Source organism: Vibrio penaeicida (assembly GCF_019977755.1).
Classification (GTDB): domain Bacteria; phylum Pseudomonadota; class Gammaproteobacteria; order Enterobacterales; family Vibrionaceae; genus Vibrio; species Vibrio penaeicida.
Window position 1 is genome coordinate 1,608,558 of the sequence record NZ_AP025145.1, and the last position, 16,965, is coordinate 1,625,522.

The window sequence follows — 16,965 nt, forward strand, 5'->3', positions numbered from 1 at the left end:
ATTCAGAGCAGCTCATACACTTTCCAGGTGGCGCGTGTTTGCGCGCGTGCTCGACATCGCGCGGTACCAAAACTCAATTGAAAAAATAACGTTGCAGGCGTTGTCCAACGCGTCACTATGTAAGGGCGATCCGCTTTGACCGACCACCAGATGGTGGCAGGATAACTGATGGCTACCCAGTTATGCGCTTCAACACCGCCTGTAATGTGGCACTCCACCACGTAAGTCCGTCGACTATCGCCCCACGCCGACGCCACAAACCCCGTATCAACTGGCTGTGCGTAGTCCCACTGGAACCCATACCGATCCATGTCTCCGGTACGAGACGGGATATCCGTGCTCCCCTGCGCCACCAAGACTTTTGAGCCCACCACCTTGCTCGCATTAACCGTACCGTGGAACGTCCCGCTGGCAGCTTCTAGCCGACCTTTGAACACACAGTCACGCCCCACCGTTAACCGATCCACCTCCCCACCGGACGCAATCAAATGATCGGTGTACACGCGCCCATCGTGGGTAATACGGGTGTGGTAACCTTGGTACGGTCCCCCCGACCCGACATTGAGCTCCGCCCCGTTAATGACAGCACCGGTTAAAGTGGGCGCGGTCATCGCAATGCCCGCTTTGACTTCATCCGCCACAATGGTCTGCGCGTTCAGCACTTGAACCGTAGCCGTCTCAATCAGGGCTTTGGGAATGACCACTTGCCCGTTGTCGATGGCGAATGCAGGCTGCAATGCCGGCGATCGGCGGTTGGGATCAAACACAAACACTTGCGTCGCGGCAATGGCCACTTGTGAGAGACCGTTGGTGCCCGCCACCAATCCGATCCCTGCAGTGATGTCACCCGCACTGACTTTGTGCGCCCAGAGGGAACGATAGGCTTGACTGCCCTGTCTATCGAGTTGATTGAGCGCATGACTATGACTCTCATCAGCCTGACTTAACTGTGCAATCAGTGGTGAGCTGCGCATCTGCTCCGTGAGTTCATCGATGATGGGCTGCACGTCGGATGAGGTTTGCCCACGTTTCCCCGTCACATGATGAAAGGGTCCCACAATGCCCCGAATGTTAACGTGCCGTATCCAGTAATAGTAGACGCTGCCGGGTCGGACAATGTCACCCAAAGTCGTGGCAGGCGTTGTGGCGATCCGCTGTGCCAACCCAAGGCTGTTGCTGCTTGCGCGCCAAATCTCAGTGTGCGCATGCCCAGCGTATAGAGCGGGTGCCCAATGCAATAGGATCGCACCAAACCCACCACTGACAGACAGAGAGCGAGGCACCGAGGGACGCTCGACGACCTCTTGCTTTGGCTTTTCCCTTTGATGGGGGATAGCAGCGTAGTGACCCCGTGCTCGCCGATTGAGCTGCACCATGCCCAATTGCGAGAGATCGCGCAGTGTCAGCGCTTTATCTAAGCCATCGCCTCGCTGCCCAGTCAACAGCTCCACGTTTTCATACAAGGATTGCGCATTGCGCCCCGCTCGATATGGGCTCGACGTCATTGGAGCGCTCGCATATCACTGGCAATTTGAATGCGCTCGACGGGGGAAGTGCCAGTAATCGCAATTTGCCAGCGGGCTGCCCGCACGGCGGGAAGACGAAAAGGACGCGTGGTTACCTGCCCTAGACTCAGCTGCAAAATCTCCACCCCATCCGCATAAAACGTGACACTGAGTCGCTCCGGTGCGGGGCTGTCGATTTGAGCGCAGCTCATTAACGCGCCAGAAGACAACACAAACGGTTTCGAGCGCCAAGTGTACGACTGGAGTGTCTCAGCGCTTCGCCAACGTCGGATTTGATGTCCACTGGCAAGATAAAGCTGATCGGTCACGCCGTGATAATACGCCGCATCCCAACGTTCAGACACACGAGTCAACGATTGAGACACGGGATCGAATAAGAAGCTGCCACCTTGGTGTGTCGCAAAATACTGACCTTCTATTGACACCGCTCGAATGGTGTCAGGCGATAGCGCCTGCCACGTTTGGCGGTCAATCACCGCTTCACTCAGCAATTCGCCTCCCTCACTGGACACACTGACCAATCCATCAGGGCTGGCGTACACGACCGTGCCCCGTAATACCACCATCGAGTCAGCGCTGACACAAGCTTGATGGATATTGAGCTTGGTGGCGGTCATGGCGCTTGGTGTGACGCCGGAAAAAACATAGGGCTGTCCCGTGGTGCCAACCACCAGTGAGGTGCCCACGGGTGACATCGCCACAATGTCATTCTGCGTCGTCAGACGGTAATTAGTTGGCCACGCGTAGGGAAGATACGCTTCGCTGAACATGACTTCGTTGCCAGCAAATCCGGCACAGATCCCGTTGGCCATCAGGCATAACCCGCTCAGGTTGGCATCGGGTAATGCAAATGTATCCGTTTCTAAAACCGCGCCGCTGACGGTCGCGTGAGTGTCTGAAAACGTGGAGACTGAAATGGGCAATTGAGCAACGAGTACGTATTCGCTTATCCCCGCACTGGTGACAGATCGATAAAGACGCGTGTGCGTGAGATTGTGCCGATTGGTACCCGGTGTCGTCAGGCGCAACGTCACAGTTGAGCCTGGTTGTTCTATCAGTACTGGCGTAGAGGGTGGTCCCGGTGCCCCTTCTTCCCCAAACTGCGTGACGTACGTTTGCAGATACACCCTGTCTTCGTCATCCACCATCGCCGGTTCGCCCGCGGGAGGCGGTAAGCCCGTCGATGAATCAACCGCGGTGATCACCGGAGCCGTCTCCGGCGCCGGTACCCCCAAGTCATACCAGGCCTGCGGTCCCACCCCTTGTGCATTCAATGCCCGCTCTTGAGACGTCACTTTGGGTTTCCCTTGTCCCGTCCAGTAGATACGTTGGTGGGGATCTTGCGCGATTGGGCTGGGGATGGCGTGTACTCGTGTTGCCCAAGCGAGCCAGCCTGAATCTTGATACTGAACGAAAGTGCTGGCGGCGATGGGCAGGGTCAACGCCAGCGCATCTTGACGGACAGGCTCGACGACACCCGAACCGAACTGGCAGTCCAAAGCGTGTGTTGCCGCTTCATTGGGCAAAAGGTGTGGAGCCAGTCTGGGGATCTCTCCTCTCATCATCGGAACGTCAATTCTCATGGGTTCCCCTCTGTTGACCGCGACGCCGAGGACCGTGCCTACTCATACCCACCCTGACAACGTAGGTCGCCCGCACTCCGGAAAATCTGGGTGTTTAACGTAGTCCACCAATCGTTTTCTGTCCTGCAACAGCTGATAATATTGATCGTCGGTGAACGTCGTGACTCGCAGGTTACTATAGTGCTCTGGGATAGCTCGGTCTTGCTGGTAATGGTTAATGGCCTCTTCCACTTTAGCCACTTGCTGTCGTTGCCAAGTGATTTCGGTCTCCGTGAGCGCTTGTTTTTTTAGGGCAACATTCACCACCCACGTGCCCGCAGTGTCGTCCCATTGATCCATTGGGGCTGGCACCAGTAGAGTATGCGTGTCTGGCAATGGTCCCAACGCGGTGATGTCATAGTCTTCACCGTTTCGATCTTTGCAATAAGCTCGCTTGCCACGATAGTCAATCACGTATTCCCACTGTGTCCCTGTAAACCGGCAAGTTTTGCCAGCTTGTTGAGGTGGCGGTTTGATGTGGGTCGACATCGCTGGCAACCCCGTATGGGCTTCAATAAGCATGTCACTCCCCCCTAGCAACGTGCCCAATTCACACAGGTGGTATACAGTTATCATTCGGTCTTGAGGCGAAAATTGAAACGCCATTACGCCGCCCTCACTATGTACATAAAGGCAATATTTTTTACTCGAACTTCATTGGCAATAGGCACCTGACGTGACGCGTTAAAGTTGACGGTACCGCAATTATTACGGTCGGTATTACTTGGCGTCGCCCCCAGGTTGGGTGCATTGGAAGATTTAATAAACGCTCCATTGGCACTGCCGCTCCAACCGAATGATTCACTGATACCAATGATGTTACCAGTTAAGTTCCTCATAGCATCCCCCTGTGACGAAAGAATAGCTCGACCAGCGTCCACACCCCGCCCATTGTCCCAACCTTTAATGACATGCGCTCTCAAATCCGGAAGTTGTCCGCTTGGGTAAGCGCTGGCGAGGGATGGGTACGCATTTAAATCAAAAGTTTGTCCTCGGCATTCCAGATAACCACTTGGAACAGTTGATAACGGAGATGGGCGCGGTACCCAAGCGGGACAAATATCGTCCAGTGCCGTTCGTAAATTGTTGGGACTGTAGACGCGTTTTCTAGCACTGCCAGAGCCGTCATACACGTGTGTCCCCCACACACCGTCGTGTCCGAGTGCCGCTTTGGGGACGCCATTGTCACACCAAACGGCTTGGTGTCCCCCCGCCATGGTGCCACCAGTTGGGTTGTTGGTGTGTTTGTAGGCCAGCCCATACAAATTACCAAAATCCGCTCCGGTTGAGCTGTTGCGGTACGCCGCCCCCATGGACCAAATGTGGTCGGTTTTGGACGCATCGTAAACCCCGAATAGTCCCCGATTGCGAGCCGTTGAGACAAGGTCACCGCTGAACGAGTCGTTGGCAGCGGCACTTAAAAACCGATGATCGGACTCTGAACGACTGTAAGCGCCAACTTCTGCCGCCGTCGGTTTGATACGAGAATTGTAGCCACGTCGCCAGCCCGGAGCGTACCCAGAGCCGTGATCCACGTAAAGGTAGTCTGCATTCGCCACAGCCCCGCCCGTGGTCGTAGAGGGTGTGGTCACTCGGATCATGTAGTGGGCGGCACTGCCGAGCACTTCAATCACACAGCCAGCAAGGTGAATGTGTCCTAAGGCGCTCCCGAGATCGGTAATGCGCTTGTTATTGGCGTAGCTCCAAGAACATTTGGTGAACCAGTAGGGCGAATCAAAACACCCCTGCCCTTGTAGGTAGGTGACGAACTGCGCCGTTGTCCAATCGCCCGCCCCTGTGGTTAAGCTCGCGCTATAAGCACGACCAAATCCAGTGGCATCAATCCCATCCAGTCGTTGAGCATCGGAGGCTTTTTCCGCTTTTAATAAATACCGATTGTCCGACGCTTGACGACCATAGAATTCATCGGTAAACGCCAGCGATTTGGTGCTCCAATTCGCCTGCCCAGCAGCGCGGGAGGTAGCAAATTGCAATCGACTGGGGAAGGCATGACTCACAAATAAGGCGTGGTAATACTTAGCACCACCACGATGACCCCACGTGAGGTAGTCACAATAATCCGCATTTGGGGCAAACGTTCCGGCACTGGTACTGTTGCAACGCAGTCCACCGTCCGCCGGTTTCCAGCTGGTGTCGGTATTTTGCGCTACAGCGACCGCAGGTCCTTGTTTCGGCAAATAGCGTTCATCATGATCATGGGCGACCACGACCCCTTTATCCTGCTTACCATCCAGAGCCAATCCCGTGGTGTACCTTACCCAATCTAGCCCGCTTTTTAGTGCGAATGGGGTGACCGCTTTATACTGAATGTCGCTGTCATAATCGTGGCTAAGAACCGTCGCCCCATATCGATTGGTCTTGGCTAATGTAAAGGTCCATTTGGTGTCCAACCCCGCCGATAGGGCTTTTTCCGACACCGCCAAATCGGTGCTGGCTCCATCAAAGCGTTGACTCAGGAAGGCACGAAATGCGCGCCAAAATTGCGGTAAACGAACGAATTTCGAAAACACCGCTTTCTGATCAATGTCGCTGTCCGTCGCGGCATTGTTTTTCAATTCAAACCGATCCACCGCGCCATCCAGCGCCACTTTAGCTTCCTGAGCCAGTCGCGCGCTGTCGGACGCCGCCGACGCTTGCGTTTGTGCACGTGTCGCCTGTTGAGTGGCAAGGGTTGATTGCTCTGAGGCAAGATTTGCGTGCCCCAGCGCTCGATCCGCTTGTGTATGAGTTTGTTGCGCCCATACGGACACTTGATCGGCATGTTGCCCTACCGTACCAAGACTCCGTTGCACCGTATCATGTTGACTCTGTACCTGAGACGACAAGCGTTGGATATTCGCCAGGTGCTGGCGCACTTCCAGCACGGATTCCGGTAATATGGGCGCAGTCAGTGCTAACGCCTGTTCAATGGTTAGCTCACCTGTCACGTCCGCGTTGAGGATTATCCTACCCAGATATTCAACATCGCGTCGCTGATTGACCTGAGCATACACATCGTACTCCCCCGTTTTCACGGAAAACTCATAGTACCCATGTTGGTCGGTCTTGATTTGCGTGCCGGAAAACACCAAGGCATGCCCTGCATTTTGGCTGGATACCAACTCCACCACAGCATAAGCCAGCGTATGACCACCGGCGTCTGAGAGTGTGCCTTTAAAACGGATCATCTTGGCGTCTCACTCAAGCGGATCCGCTCATCGTCTGTTGTGTCGGTCTGGCTTTTGCCTGTTAATAGCAATTGGAACGACTGCAAGTGATGCAGGGCTTTATTGTGTTCACTCTCGTTCTGACCGTCTTTGGAATACGCCCGGTACATCATGAAATCAAACACCATCACCTCATAGATGACAGGCAGAGGAAAAGCCTCGGTTTCACTCTGGATCCGAGTTTGACGAGCATACTCGTGCTCAACAGAGACTGGTACACTGGGCGTGGGAAACAAGAAATACGACAGGTCATCATGATCGTTGCGAGTCCAGTTGGTGGGCTGGGGATCTTTGAGCGTGCGCCAATTGGGGTAATTCTGATTCAGACGATACAGATCCACGTATTGCAGTGCGTAGCCATTCACGTGATTAACAGACAGCAATTTGTACGCATTGACTGGCAACTGAACGCGTCCGGTATCGGCTAACACTTGAGTCGTGTCCGTCACGCGACCCAGATCGGGACGGAGCAAAAGTATCGAGGCAATGGCGTCGTTCAAATTGCTGATATGGGTGGGTTTACTCCATCTGGTATAGCGCTCATCCACCAATTCTCGGGATACGCGCCCAATCAGTTCAGACACAAGAGCCATCAGTAAAACTCCCGTTGATGCCTGACGGGCGGCAATGAGAGCGAGGGATGATTCTCCAACCGCCAACGACGGGCTCGGCGCTTACCTTCGGTAAAAGCCTGTTCGTGAAACCTCACTCGTTCTAGATGGAGTGCACCGGGCACCGCATACAATCGGCTTGCCGCACCGTGACAAATCGCTTCTTGCCAATCTTCCCACAAGGCAGCAGGAAAAAAGTGCGTGGTGAGTGCTGGCTCCACGGCGATCACCAGATGAACTCGCTTCCACGGCTGCAATGCGTAAATCTGATCCAAACTGAGGACTTCATAATCACGCTCCGCCATTAATGGCTGACCGTCGGCACTGACGGAGATCAAACCGGCGGACTTAATGTCCCCTAATGTGCGGTGGTTGAGACCCGAACTTTCAATCAGGTTTAACGTGGTGCCCGCTCGCACCCAATCCAGCCCCCGTGTATGGACAATCACTTGACTGTCTCGACAAAATTCCGATGCCGAACGGATCAAGGCCACGTCCATGTCCGCATTGAGCGGAACGTCAGTCATGTGTCGGAGTACTGGGTAAAAATCCGAGACAGGCACCATCTCCATCAGATGTTACCTTAGGGCATCCCGCACACGCTGCTTGTACTGCTCCGCTGTCTCTTTCCCCTCTTTCGGTGCGATAGCCAAATCTGCCGCTTCAATCAATGTGGCGATTCGACCGCAGGCTAACTTGCTCAGGTCGACGCTTTTTTCGTTGATCGTCACCACCATAGATTGTTCGGCTTGTTGCACGTCACGTTGCGCCTGTTGCTCCACCGCCTCTTGTTCCCGCTTCGCTTGCTCACGCGCCATTCGTTGGATAGCCTCATCAACCGCATCGGCTTCCACAAACACTTGGTCAAATCGAAGTAATATGGCGGCGTTTTCCGCCGGGACTTTGATGGCTTGAAATTGAGGGAACACCAAACGCGTTCCAGTGACCGTGTCACGCTTAACCGCTTTGGGGCCCACATACGCAATACTGACTTCGCTCATTGGTTCATCCTCTAGGTTGTCAATACCCGACTGCCACGTATTGTGGGGTCACCGCCAACTCACCATTGGCGACCCCACCCGTGATGGTGGCACGTAACACAGATTTGCGTTCGGTGTACGCTTCACACGGCAGTGTCTGCACGCCAGCCGTCGCAACATCCACTTGCGAAAGCAGTGGCGTGTCTCCAAGCGCAAGATCCAATTTGACGTTCAGCCCCAAACCGGAACTTCGGATCTGAACCCCCATGACCTTGATGCCAATGGGCACTTCAATCAAATCGACGACATCATTGACCGCGACATTCTGCAGTAAGGCACCGGCGAAGGCCACCGAGACATTACCGTGGGTGCCGACATACATGCGATCGTGCATGGACGGCGCTGTGATGGTTGCCATGATCTTCTCCTTCTTTATCCACTTACTGCGGTATCGAGAGCAATAACGCCATGGTCATTGACTCGCCCTTGTTTGTCCGCAAAACGAATTTTCTTCAGCCCATTCATCCAACCGATGGTGATTTCAGTGCGGTTGCCCGCATCCACTTTCTCTTCATGAATGGAAAACTGACTGCCGTGTTGCGTTTTCCCCCACGCCGTCGCGACGGCTTGCCCACCGATGAGCATGCCTCGATCAATGGTGGTGCCCGCCACTTTGTCCGAGACACTGGCGTGGTCGGTGTTATCCGACACTTTCACACGAGAACCTGCATTAAATCGTACGGGGATCCCTTTGTATTTGCGCACTAAGATGTTACCGCGCATCGCACATTCACCAGAGAAAACGGGGTGCTTGAAGTTCCTCGCGCGATTCAAGGCGTTCGCCGCCAGTTGCTGCCAATCTTTGTAAGTGGTGGTTTGCTTCCAATCGTGCCACTGCCTTGGCGTCACCATTAGCAGGTAAAACGGTTCATCCCCAGACAATTCATCCCCGTGGTATCGGATCGGCTGCAATGGATGCGCCATTTCTTCCAGATACAAACACAGGTTGTCGACCGTGCCCAAACTGAACTGGTCAGCCTGATCCAACAGCTCAAATGCGGTGGCATCCCCCCCAAAGAAATGACGGTCATAGGTAGGCGGCATCAGATCATTGACCATGATTTCTCGAAATTCATCATGCCCCTCTAGCGGCACAATGACATCGTCATGGAGGTAATCTCCTCTCGCACCCGCAAATTGAAACGTGGCAACCTGATCTTGCAGGTTATTGAAATAAGGTCCCAGCAGAGTTCTCGCGGTTTGACGCAGGTCGTGAACCGTACGTTGCTGCGACATTTTACCGCCCGCATCCACTTGATGACGCCCTTGATTGATGCTGAGCTCAAAGCTGGTGAAATCCAGTGATTCACCTCGTCCAGCAATCTTGCGATCCCCCATGGTTGGGCGTTTGGACAAATTATGGACAATCTGCATGTCCACAGTGTCCCCTGCACTCTTGCTGAGATCGGTGACTCGGACAATAGGGGCATGGGGAGAGGTTTGCCTCTCCCGTTTTTTCTTGTCGCCCTTGGCCCTTTTGGGTGACGCTTCGGTCAACATGTTGACAAAGCTTCGGTGACGCAGGCTCGCGGTATACAGCGCAACTTGCTGTATCTTTCGCGCCTGCTCCTTAGTGATGGTGGTCATGGTGCTCGTCCTCAAACGAAAACACCCGCCAGAATGGGGCGGGTGCTTTGCGATTGGCGTCTACACGCCGTTACAAACTGGCGAGGAGATGCTCCATGTCTTCGTCACTCATTGCCCCCATCATCGCCATCAGTTCGTCTTCATTGGCCGTCGCCATCCGCTCTCGAACAGAAGGTTCGTGAGTGGTGGGCGAGCCGACCTCACTGGGTGAGACGGGCAACGAATCTGATACGACAGACAGTTGCTCCTCGACATTGGCTTGAACGGATTGTTGAGAAGGACGTGGCGTCGACGGCGTGACAAACGCAGCATGAGTCTGACGCACGACCTCCTCAAAACGTTCCGTGAGCGGTTTATTCGCCCACTCAGGAGAGACACGCAATGCATCATCGATGTCGAGCGCCTTTTGCCATTGCTCTCCGCCTACCCGTTGCCATTGAGTCAGCTCCGCGTTCTGCGCAATGGCTTCCGATACAGGATCGGAGGCTTGTGCAGAATCCACTTTGCTGTCCACATGGTTGACTTTGGCAACCAAGTGCCTCAGCACATACGCCAAATCGGGGTAGTCTTCGGTGAGCGCATCCAGCTGCTCATCTGAGATGTTGACCTTTTCCGGTAACTCATCTGGCGGGATCCCCAGCTTCTCCAACTGCTTATTTCTCAGTTCCAATCGCCGCTGGGTTTCCTCCCAATCCAGCTGTTGGCTCTGATACTCGTCCAGTTGAGCTTTCAACGCTTTGTTGGTTGCCCGCTCCTGCTCAAGGACGTGATAGGGAATAATATTTTTCCCATCTTTTGCCTCGATGGCATCGTGAGAGGGTAACGCCTGAGTGCGTGGCTCATCCTCGCCAGCAGATGCCGAGTCTGCTTGCTCACTGTCGACAGGGGGCGAAGGGTTGGGCTCACTTTGGTCGTCATTCGATGGTGGCTCAGATTTTGATAAGACGCCCTGTTCATCAGGTGCATCCGTCTCATGCTCAATCTTATCCAATATGGCGTCCAGTTCTTCAGGGGTTTGAGTATCGGTTAGATCTAAATCGTCAATGTCCATTGGGCTCTCCTATGGCAGACGTATCGCTGTCTGTGCGGCTAAAGTCACTGCGAGAATGACTTTAGCGGCGCAGACAAAAAAGGCCCCGAGGGGGATCGGGACCAAGTACGACAGGATAAGGAAACATCATGGTCTCTTAGGTAGCCTAAATACCAAACCACAAGCGCCTCACCTGGGAAGGAAGGTGAGGTGAAGTGGGATAGACCATGATGATAAAAATATAAATAACTTTTTACCCATTATCAACACTAAAATTGTGGTTATTGAGTGGCAGTACGAACAAATAAAGGGGCAATGACAAAAAACACATAAACAAAAAAGGTCCCGATAGGTTTCGGGACCAAGAGATAGGATTAAGAATCATCATGACCGTTATGTGGGTTGGTCGTCCATCCAAACCGCATACGCCTTACTTGAGTAGGCGTCAGAAGCAAGACCAGCCATGATGGATAAAATTTAACCAATCTCTGGGCGAATTTCAATACAAAATATGTGGTTAATGTCAAGATAATGCAATATCGTCAATCTGCCTTTGCAGGTGCTCAGAAAACTGCTGTTGGAGCAGGGCGATGTCTTGGCTGAGTTTGTCAATCTCTTTAAGGAGTTTCGCTGTCTCTGCTTGCGTTTTGGCATTCGCATAGTGCTGACTTTGGGTGGACATGGTCTCTCTGCCCGCTGTGGCGCGGGTTTTCAATGCCTCCGCCTCCAATTTATCGACGTTCGCCTTCATTTCTCGCATTTGCAGATCAAGCTGTGCCTGCCGAGCGACCTGATCCGCGAGAAATTGCGCTCGCTCGTCTGGTGTCATATCCTGCTCCGCTTTCGGCACATTGAGTGCTCCTCTCACCCGTTCCATGAATTCCGATTTGTTCGGGATATCCGACAGCTCTGCCACCAAATCGATAACCGCCGCTTGCACGTCTGGCGGCAATTGAGCCGTAAGTTTCATCATCCTATCCGCCAGTTGCGCCTTATACGCTGTGGTTTGTTGAATGGGGGCAAGCGCAACGTGCGACCTGAGCCGGGAAATGTCATTGCTCAGCCCCTCTGGCGTTTCTTCATTGATGATCACCGTTTTGCGTTTGTGTTTGTCATCTCGATTGATCACAACACGGTGATTTCGGACGCCTTTGAGATCTTCAATCAAATACCCCAACAGCAATTCCCCCACCAACTGGCAGCCAAACCGATAATTGTCATTGATTTCCGCCAGTGTCGTCGCCCCCTGCTCCACCAAATTGGCGATCGCCACGCCAGACTCTGCCGCGCCCTCCTGCCCGAGAAACGCGGAGTATATCCCCATGGTGTCTTGTATGAGCTTCATTGACTCTTGCATCACTTGAAACTGTTGCGACGCAACCGCAAAGTCTTGTTCCACTTGAAAGGTATCACTGAGGCTTTTTCGATGACGGCGATCAGAATTTAATGTGATCAAGCCGTCTGGCTTTTCGACTTCCTCTAGGACTTGAACCCGACTCATGTTCGTCGCATCTTCATCCATAATGACCCGTTTAGCTTGCAGCAACCAAGTCAGCTTAATGCGTCTAAGGTTGACCTCATTTTGGGCGGGGATCGCGCGTGAAATTAAGCCATAAGGCTCGCCTGAGCCGTCTTTTCGGTAGCCAAAAAACGGCACAATCGGGAACATCCCTTGCGGGGCATGGCTTGGGCGACTGCCTAAGAAGTGCGGTCCGGCGTACCAGTATTCTTTGATATGACTGATCTGCCCCGATTCCAGTTGAGCTTTACCCAGCGCCAGTGCACTTTTATGTATCGGGTTGTTTTTGCTGAACACGATGCGTCGACCGCTAGGCAAACGCAGAATGGGCGCCCGTTCAATGTGTCTGCGATAGATGATTTGCAAGCGAATTCGCTGTCTGTCTTGGCTCAGGTATTCGGTATGGCTTCGGCTCCACCCTTGATACTCTTCCCACGCACTCATCAGATCCGGCTCGATGCCTTCGGCCAAGTCGGTCTCAATGAATCCTTCCCAGCCATTGATGGCGTGTTTGATGATCGGTGCTTTGCTTGGCAGCAGCGACATCAGATCATCCACATCAATCCATCGTTGACGCATGATCCAACGACAATCGGACCAATCGCATTCGGTAGATAGCCAATCCCAATACACTTCATCTCGAGGGACATACTTGATTTTGTACCGCGCCCCTAACGGGTTAGGGTTGCGATACACTTCCACCAATCCGATACCACACTTGATTTGACCCGCGTACGCTTCGGATCGGGCTTTATCGAGTCGACCGAGCCGCGCTGCATCCGCAAACAACGAATTCAACCCTTCCGCCAACGCTTCAATCTGGTCATCGGGTTCGTCCGCCGTAACCATCAAATCCGTTCGTGTTTTGGCTTCCATTCCCAGTACACCGTCGACCGCCGGAGCAATCAGATTGTGTAAGGTTTCTGGCTGACCGCGCTCTCGCAATTTTTCCATCACGGCTTGAGGCAACTGATCACCCTCATAATACGCATGGGCGATGTTGGCGTTGCTGCGCCAAGGAGGCTGGGCATCAATGTCCGCCATGAACGCCAGTAAGTGACGATGGCGAGATGAGGACGTGTCCGACATACTCATCAGTGGGTCATCCAATGGGCTTTCCGTGTTGGCAGTTCGTCGCTAGGGCGACGCACTGGCATCCGGACTCGCATTTCCTGAGCAATCATGTAGCTCATCAACTGGTCGTCATAGCACCCTTCCTGTGCATTCATACTGCCTCTGGCGTCGTACACAAAGGTGTGAATTTCGGAGACCGTACCCACCCAACGGATCCCACTTTGTTGGTCGGACAGTAATGACTTCAAACCTTCCGTCAATATGGGCTTGCTGTGACGCGTAGTCAGCCAACCAAGACGCTCGGTCTCGTCTTCGCTATCACGGTCAATCAGCTGCTCAGCATAGATCCGAGAGGGAGGATAGAGCTCCTTAAGCTTAAGAATAAAGGCATGCCCATGATTGTTGCGCTCCGGTCCCACAAACGCATTTCGGTACCACTGAGCGATATGCGCCGTCAACATCGCCAGCCTTTCCACATCTAAATACCCAAACCAGTGTGCCACTTGCTCTCCCGTACTCTGCTTTACCACGTCAATCGAACTGCGATCACCGTGCTCCAGACCTTCCGCGATATCGATCCCCATGGCGTAATCCTCATCATCGGGCAACTCCCAAATCAGCAGTCGATTCATCAGCGTCTGCTGACCTTGCGCATCCAACCTTGTTGGCAAATGGGACTTAGTGCGCCGACCGGTCTGTGGCTCCATGTCGTACAGCAAGATGGGAGCTTCGCAATGGGCTTCAGCGTGCATCGTATCGGTCGCACTGAACACTCGACGCCCCGACACCAGAAACGCTTCGATGGGCGTGGAAGGAAACTCCTGTTTCATTTCCTCTCTTTGTTCCGCCTCTTTTTGGATGTACCACTGCTTTTGTTCGTCACTCAATGTGGTGTTGGCGGCACGCTCGATGGCAACAAAATAATCCATATGGTGACGACTGAGCACCAACTCCGATGTTGGCACTGGCAACTGATATTTGGGCTCCTGCCACCACGGGAAAAAATGAAACTTCCAGTCCATTCGAGATAACGCCGCATCATGGTGGCTCAGTGCTAACGCACGCATCGTCATAGTGTGAAAGTCCCCGCCCACCCCTTCGGCCGTACTTTCAATAAAAGCAATGCAATCTGGGTGAATGGTATTGAGTGTTCCGGTGCGAACTTCCCGAGCTTTTTCTGGGTACTTTGCACAGATTTTACCGTGCTCCGAAATATGAAGTCGCTGCACGGTCCCAGAGCGAAACGACGTCCCCACTTGGATGCTCGACTGATGCCCAAACAGAATGTATCCCCCAGAAGCACCACTGCGTCTGGACAGAACACGAAATCGACGTTTAAGCCAGGAAGGCAAATTATCAAAGGGAACCTCGACTTTGGTGCGGAAGATCTCCCCAGCCGACGTTTTGTCTTGCGCGATGATCCCACATTTGAGGTTTGCGTTGAACAGCGCCTCATCCAGCAAAAAGATGTCAATGGCCGTCGAGAAGCCCATTTGGCGTGCTTTAAGGATCAGGTTCAGCCACCACATTTGGGTCAGTAAACGCTGTTGAGCCGGTCGAAGCACAAACGGCACCAACTCCCCTTTCTCATTTTCAATCTTGTACAAGTGGTTCAAACGCCACCAACGGTCACCGAGTCGCGCCTTGATGTCCTCCACCACACTCATGAGGGTAAGCCTCCGGTCCCCATGGCTTGCAGCTCCGTTAACATCTCATCCAAAGGCGTACCATCCCCTTCCTCTTCTTGAGCCAGCTTGTCGCTCTCCAGCCGAAGTTTGCGTGCCGCTTCTCGGGCTTTCTCAGTTTGAGCGCGATCGGCATCGAGAGCGGATAAGGTTTTCTCAAGCGACTCCACACGTGCCGTTAACGCATTCAAATCTTGCCCTGCTCGCTGGACGCGCTCATGCAAACTCATTCGCCGCTCTTGGTCATCACACAGACCAAGCTCGCTGATCAGTAGCGCCAAATATTCAAACCCCGATTGCAGTCGAACACGGGTCATCATTAGCTCGTCAACCAAGGTGGCACTGCGCGCCAAATCAAACATGTAGCGCTTTTCTTCGGGATAATAACGCGCGTAAATACCACTCTTCCGAGCGCGTTGATTGCCCGTTTGAAACTGACCCGAAACCCGCTTTCTCTGCGCACTCTGACGTCCTGTCTGCGCACTTTTACATGGCGCAGATTTGCGCACTTTGATGTACCGTCTGGCGCTGTGGTAGTTGAGCCCATGTTGCTCACACCATTCTCGCGCTCCAACCCCGTTTTCCCGATTCTCGCGTTCAAATTGTGTCTGCAGCTGTGCCCAGTCGGTCTTTGCCATCACCAACCATCACGATGGCGACTGCCCTTTTTGGCGTCGCATTCTTAACCCAGCCCATTTAATTATCCGCATGATGTCACTCCTCCGTATCGGATGCTTGTTGGGCGGCACGCCATTTCAAGTAGGATTCCGCTTGAAACGCACACTCTTTCAACGCCCGTTTTAGGTTAGGAATATCCGTTGAGAGCGTTTGTATTGGCGTTCGTCCCACGAGAGATGGCTTGTCACAAGGAACGATGAGCCCTTCTGGCGGCAAAATGCGGATCATCTGAACCGATACGGGTTCAATAGGGCTGGTGCAAGCGCTCAATAACAGCATCGGGCCAAGGGCGCTGATAACAGGTTTCATCTGCGAGGGCGTTCTGATAAAAGAGCCGTTCGGCTTTCAGCGCTTTGCGCTTTGCCTGCTCTCGTTGTAAGCGCTCAGCATAAAGTCGGGTGCTCTCTGCATTGTGTTTTTTGAGTTGTTCGATCACGGAGCGTTGCTGATCTACTGACGTTTGGCTCTGTATCAAGTGCGATTTGAGTTGTTCTATTTCCACCTGGTAACTCCGATTCTGGAGCCACAAAAGCCCACTAGGCACCAAGGTGATCAAGGCGAGCCCTAACCACTTCATCAGTGGTGACAGCATCAGCATTTAACTGCTCCAGAATATCGGCGTCTAAAGGAGATTGCCCTAACGCCTTAAGTGCGTCATTGATGGACATGTCACCCAAACATACTTGTGATGTGATCTGCCTTCTGACCACAATGCCTCGGCAGCGGTTTTCAGCTAAGCGGCAGTCTTTATTATTTACGAACCGCCAACGCAGCGGCTCAAGACAAGCTCGCGGGTAGTCTTGCTGCTCCAGTAGCTGATACATCGTAGAACGCTGGAACGCATGAGTTCCAATGTTGTACGCCAGATCCAGTGACGCCATGTGGACATGAGCAGGTAATTCATGAGAGAGCGACTCCAAAGGGGTGTTGTGCCGACTGAGAGATGCCCCAAACATGGCGTCACACTCTTCGGGTGAGAATCGTGCGTCAGGCTGGATCCCCAACGTTTCACCATAACAAGCGGTCCATACACCACCGCTGTCTTGATAAGCAATCAATCGGTACCCTTCAAATCCACCCGTGAGTGCGATCACCGCAATGAGTAAAGGTTTGGTGAGCTGATTGAGTTGAGGTCCGGCTCTCATTGCAGCTTGATCCCTTTTTCTCGGGCAATTTTTCGCATCGCTCTTTTATGACGAATGTTGATGATCAGCATGGCGAGTCCAAGCACCAGCGAACAGAGAAACTGCCACCACTCCAAACTCAGCGTACTGAAGAAGGCACCGGTTGCACTGAATAAATACACCAGCCAAGCGGTCACACGATCGAACACATCCGTCATGTTTCTATCCTCGAAGAGCGGAAA

Annotated in this window: 18 protein-coding genes; 1 reads left to right on the plus strand and 17 read right to left on the minus strand. The window is 53.3% G+C overall.

Annotated features, from left to right (window positions below):
• Positions 1 to 2 precede the first annotated feature (2 nt).
• The gene (locus LDO37_RS25485; protein WP_224056087.1) at positions 3 to 974 is read right to left on the minus strand and encodes a phage tail tip fiber protein; all 972 of its coding nucleotides are present in this window, start codon (positions 972 to 974) and stop codon (positions 3 to 5) included.
• Positions 975 to 1,116: 142 nt separating this feature from the next.
• Between LDO37_RS25485 and LDO37_RS25490 the strand changes: the two genes are divergently transcribed.
• Positions 1,117 to 1,326 (plus strand): hypothetical protein, encoded by a 210-nt coding sequence (locus LDO37_RS25490; protein ID WP_224055525.1) that lies wholly within the window; start codon positions 1,117 to 1,119, stop codon positions 1,324 to 1,326.
• A gap of 175 nt (positions 1,327 to 1,501) precedes the next feature.
• On the opposite strand, the gene LDO37_RS25495 is transcribed toward LDO37_RS25490, so the two are convergent.
• From LDO37_RS25495 to LDO37_RS25570, 16 genes are all read right to left on the minus strand, one after another.
• On the minus strand, positions 1,502 to 2,653 hold the full coding sequence (locus tag LDO37_RS25495) for a hypothetical protein (RefSeq protein WP_317982756.1): 1,152 nt from the start codon (positions 2,651 to 2,653) through the stop codon (positions 1,502 to 1,504).
• Between the two features lie 498 nt (positions 2,654 to 3,151).
• Positions 3,152 to 3,754: a hypothetical protein gene (locus LDO37_RS25500; RefSeq protein ID WP_126608510.1), complete on the minus strand. Its 603-nt coding sequence runs from the start codon at positions 3,752 to 3,754 to the stop codon at positions 3,152 to 3,154.
• Entirely contained in the window at positions 3,754 to 6,336 is a 2,583-nt protein-coding gene (locus LDO37_RS25505) for a phage tail protein (RefSeq protein ID WP_126608509.1), read from the minus strand. Before LDO37_RS25505 ends, LDO37_RS25500 begins: the two co-directional genes overlap by 1 nt.
• Positions 6,333 to 6,968 (minus strand): phage adaptor protein, encoded by a 636-nt coding sequence (locus LDO37_RS25510; protein ID WP_104402610.1) that lies wholly within the window; start codon positions 6,966 to 6,968, stop codon positions 6,333 to 6,335. Before LDO37_RS25510 ends, LDO37_RS25505 begins: the two co-directional genes overlap by 4 nt.
• Positions 6,968 to 7,558 carry a hypothetical protein gene (locus LDO37_RS25515; protein ID WP_185829853.1) on the minus strand — a complete coding sequence of 197 codons (591 nt, stop codon included), beginning with the start codon at positions 7,556 to 7,558 and terminating at the stop codon, positions 6,968 to 6,970. Before LDO37_RS25515 ends, LDO37_RS25510 begins: the two co-directional genes overlap by 1 nt.
• Positions 7,559 to 7,564: 6 nt before the next feature.
• Positions 7,565 to 7,987, minus strand: a complete 423-nt coding sequence (locus LDO37_RS25520; protein ID WP_126608507.1) for a hypothetical protein — start codon at positions 7,985 to 7,987, stop codon at positions 7,565 to 7,567.
• Between the two features lie 19 nt (positions 7,988 to 8,006).
• Positions 8,007 to 8,318 carry a hypothetical protein gene (locus tag LDO37_RS25525; RefSeq protein WP_224055534.1) on the minus strand — a complete coding sequence of 104 codons (312 nt, stop codon included), beginning with the start codon at positions 8,316 to 8,318 and terminating at the stop codon, positions 8,007 to 8,009.
• An 80-nt stretch (positions 8,319 to 8,398) separates the two neighbouring features.
• Positions 8,399 to 9,613, minus strand: coding sequence for a N4-gp56 family major capsid protein (locus LDO37_RS25530; protein WP_126608506.1), 1,215 nt, complete (start codon positions 9,611 to 9,613; stop codon positions 8,399 to 8,401).
• A gap of 70 nt (positions 9,614 to 9,683) precedes the next feature.
• On the minus strand, positions 9,684 to 10,664 hold the full coding sequence (locus LDO37_RS25535) for a hypothetical protein (protein ID WP_126608505.1): 981 nt from the start codon (positions 10,662 to 10,664) through the stop codon (positions 9,684 to 9,686).
• 502 nt (positions 10,665 to 11,166) lie between these two features.
• Entirely contained in the window at positions 11,167 to 13,251 is a 2,085-nt protein-coding gene (locus LDO37_RS25540; protein ID WP_185829855.1) for a portal protein, read from the minus strand.
• 5 nt (positions 13,252 to 13,256) lie between these two features.
• A complete protein-coding gene (locus tag LDO37_RS25545; protein ID WP_126608504.1) occupies positions 13,257 to 14,903 on the minus strand; it encodes a terminase in 1,647 nt (548 codons plus the stop codon).
• Positions 14,900 to 15,559 carry a hypothetical protein gene (locus LDO37_RS25550; RefSeq protein ID WP_126608503.1) on the minus strand — a complete coding sequence of 220 codons (660 nt, stop codon included), beginning with the start codon at positions 15,557 to 15,559 and terminating at the stop codon, positions 14,900 to 14,902. Before LDO37_RS25550 ends, LDO37_RS25545 begins: the two co-directional genes overlap by 4 nt.
• A 76-nt stretch (positions 15,560 to 15,635) precedes the next feature.
• Positions 15,636 to 15,908, minus strand: a complete 273-nt coding sequence (lysC, locus tag LDO37_RS25555; RefSeq protein ID WP_224055539.1) for an Rz1-like lysis system protein LysC — start codon at positions 15,906 to 15,908, stop codon at positions 15,636 to 15,638.
• A complete protein-coding gene (locus tag LDO37_RS25560) occupies positions 15,844 to 16,101 on the minus strand; it encodes a hypothetical protein (protein ID WP_185829852.1) in 258 nt (85 codons plus the stop codon). The genes lysC and LDO37_RS25560 overlap by 65 nt, the downstream gene beginning before the upstream one ends.
• A gap of 34 nt (positions 16,102 to 16,135) precedes the next feature.
• Positions 16,136 to 16,744, minus strand: a complete 609-nt coding sequence (locus LDO37_RS25565; RefSeq protein ID WP_126608501.1) for a lysozyme — start codon at positions 16,742 to 16,744, stop codon at positions 16,136 to 16,138.
• Positions 16,741 to 16,941, minus strand: a complete 201-nt coding sequence (locus tag LDO37_RS25570) for a hypothetical protein (RefSeq protein ID WP_104402621.1) — start codon at positions 16,939 to 16,941, stop codon at positions 16,741 to 16,743. Before LDO37_RS25570 ends, LDO37_RS25565 begins: the two co-directional genes overlap by 4 nt.
• Positions 16,942 to 16,965: the final 24 nt, after the last annotated feature.

Excerpts from the sequence above, each read along its gene's own strand:
- LDO37_RS25485 (WP_224056087.1), bottom strand. The coding sequence starts at position 974 with ATGCGCAGCTCACCACTGATTGCACAGTTAAGTCAGGCTGATGAGAGT.
- LDO37_RS25490 (WP_224055525.1), top strand. The coding sequence starts at position 1,117 with ATGTCACCCAAAGTCGTGGCAGGCGTTGTGGCGATCCGCTGTGCCAAC.
- LDO37_RS25500 (WP_126608510.1), bottom strand. The coding sequence starts at position 3,754 with ATGGCGTTTCAATTTTCGCCTCAAGACCGAATGATAACTGTATACCAC.
- LDO37_RS25505 (WP_126608509.1), bottom strand. The coding sequence starts at position 6,336 with ATGATCCGTTTTAAAGGCACACTCTCAGACGCCGGTGGTCATACGCTG.
- LDO37_RS25510 (WP_104402610.1), bottom strand. The coding sequence starts at position 6,968 with ATGGCTCTTGTGTCTGAACTGATTGGGCGCGTATCCCGAGAATTGGTG.
- LDO37_RS25515 (WP_185829853.1), bottom strand. The coding sequence starts at position 7,558 with ATGGAGATGGTGCCTGTCTCGGATTTTTACCCAGTACTCCGACACATG.
- LDO37_RS25520 (WP_126608507.1), bottom strand. The coding sequence starts at position 7,987 with ATGAGCGAAGTCAGTATTGCGTATGTGGGCCCCAAAGCGGTTAAGCGT.
- LDO37_RS25530 (WP_126608506.1), bottom strand. The coding sequence starts at position 9,613 with ATGACCACCATCACTAAGGAGCAGGCGCGAAAGATACAGCAAGTTGCG.
- LDO37_RS25535 (WP_126608505.1), bottom strand. The coding sequence starts at position 10,664 with ATGGACATTGACGATTTAGATCTAACCGATACTCAAACCCCTGAAGAA.
- LDO37_RS25540 (WP_185829855.1), bottom strand. The coding sequence starts at position 13,251 with ATGTCGGACACGTCCTCATCTCGCCATCGTCACTTACTGGCGTTCATG.
- LDO37_RS25545 (WP_126608504.1), bottom strand. The coding sequence starts at position 14,903 with ATGAGTGTGGTGGAGGACATCAAGGCGCGACTCGGTGACCGTTGGTGG.
- LDO37_RS25550 (WP_126608503.1), bottom strand. The coding sequence starts at position 15,559 with ATGGCAAAGACCGACTGGGCACAGCTGCAGACACAATTTGAACGCGAG.
- lysC (WP_224055539.1), bottom strand. The coding sequence starts at position 15,908 with ATGAAACCTGTTATCAGCGCCCTTGGCCCGATGCTGTTATTGAGCGCT.
- LDO37_RS25565 (WP_126608501.1), bottom strand. The coding sequence starts at position 16,744 with ATGAGAGCCGGACCTCAACTCAATCAGCTCACCAAACCTTTACTCATT.
- LDO37_RS25570 (WP_104402621.1), bottom strand. The coding sequence starts at position 16,941 with ATGACGGATGTGTTCGATCGTGTGACCGCTTGGCTGGTGTATTTATTC.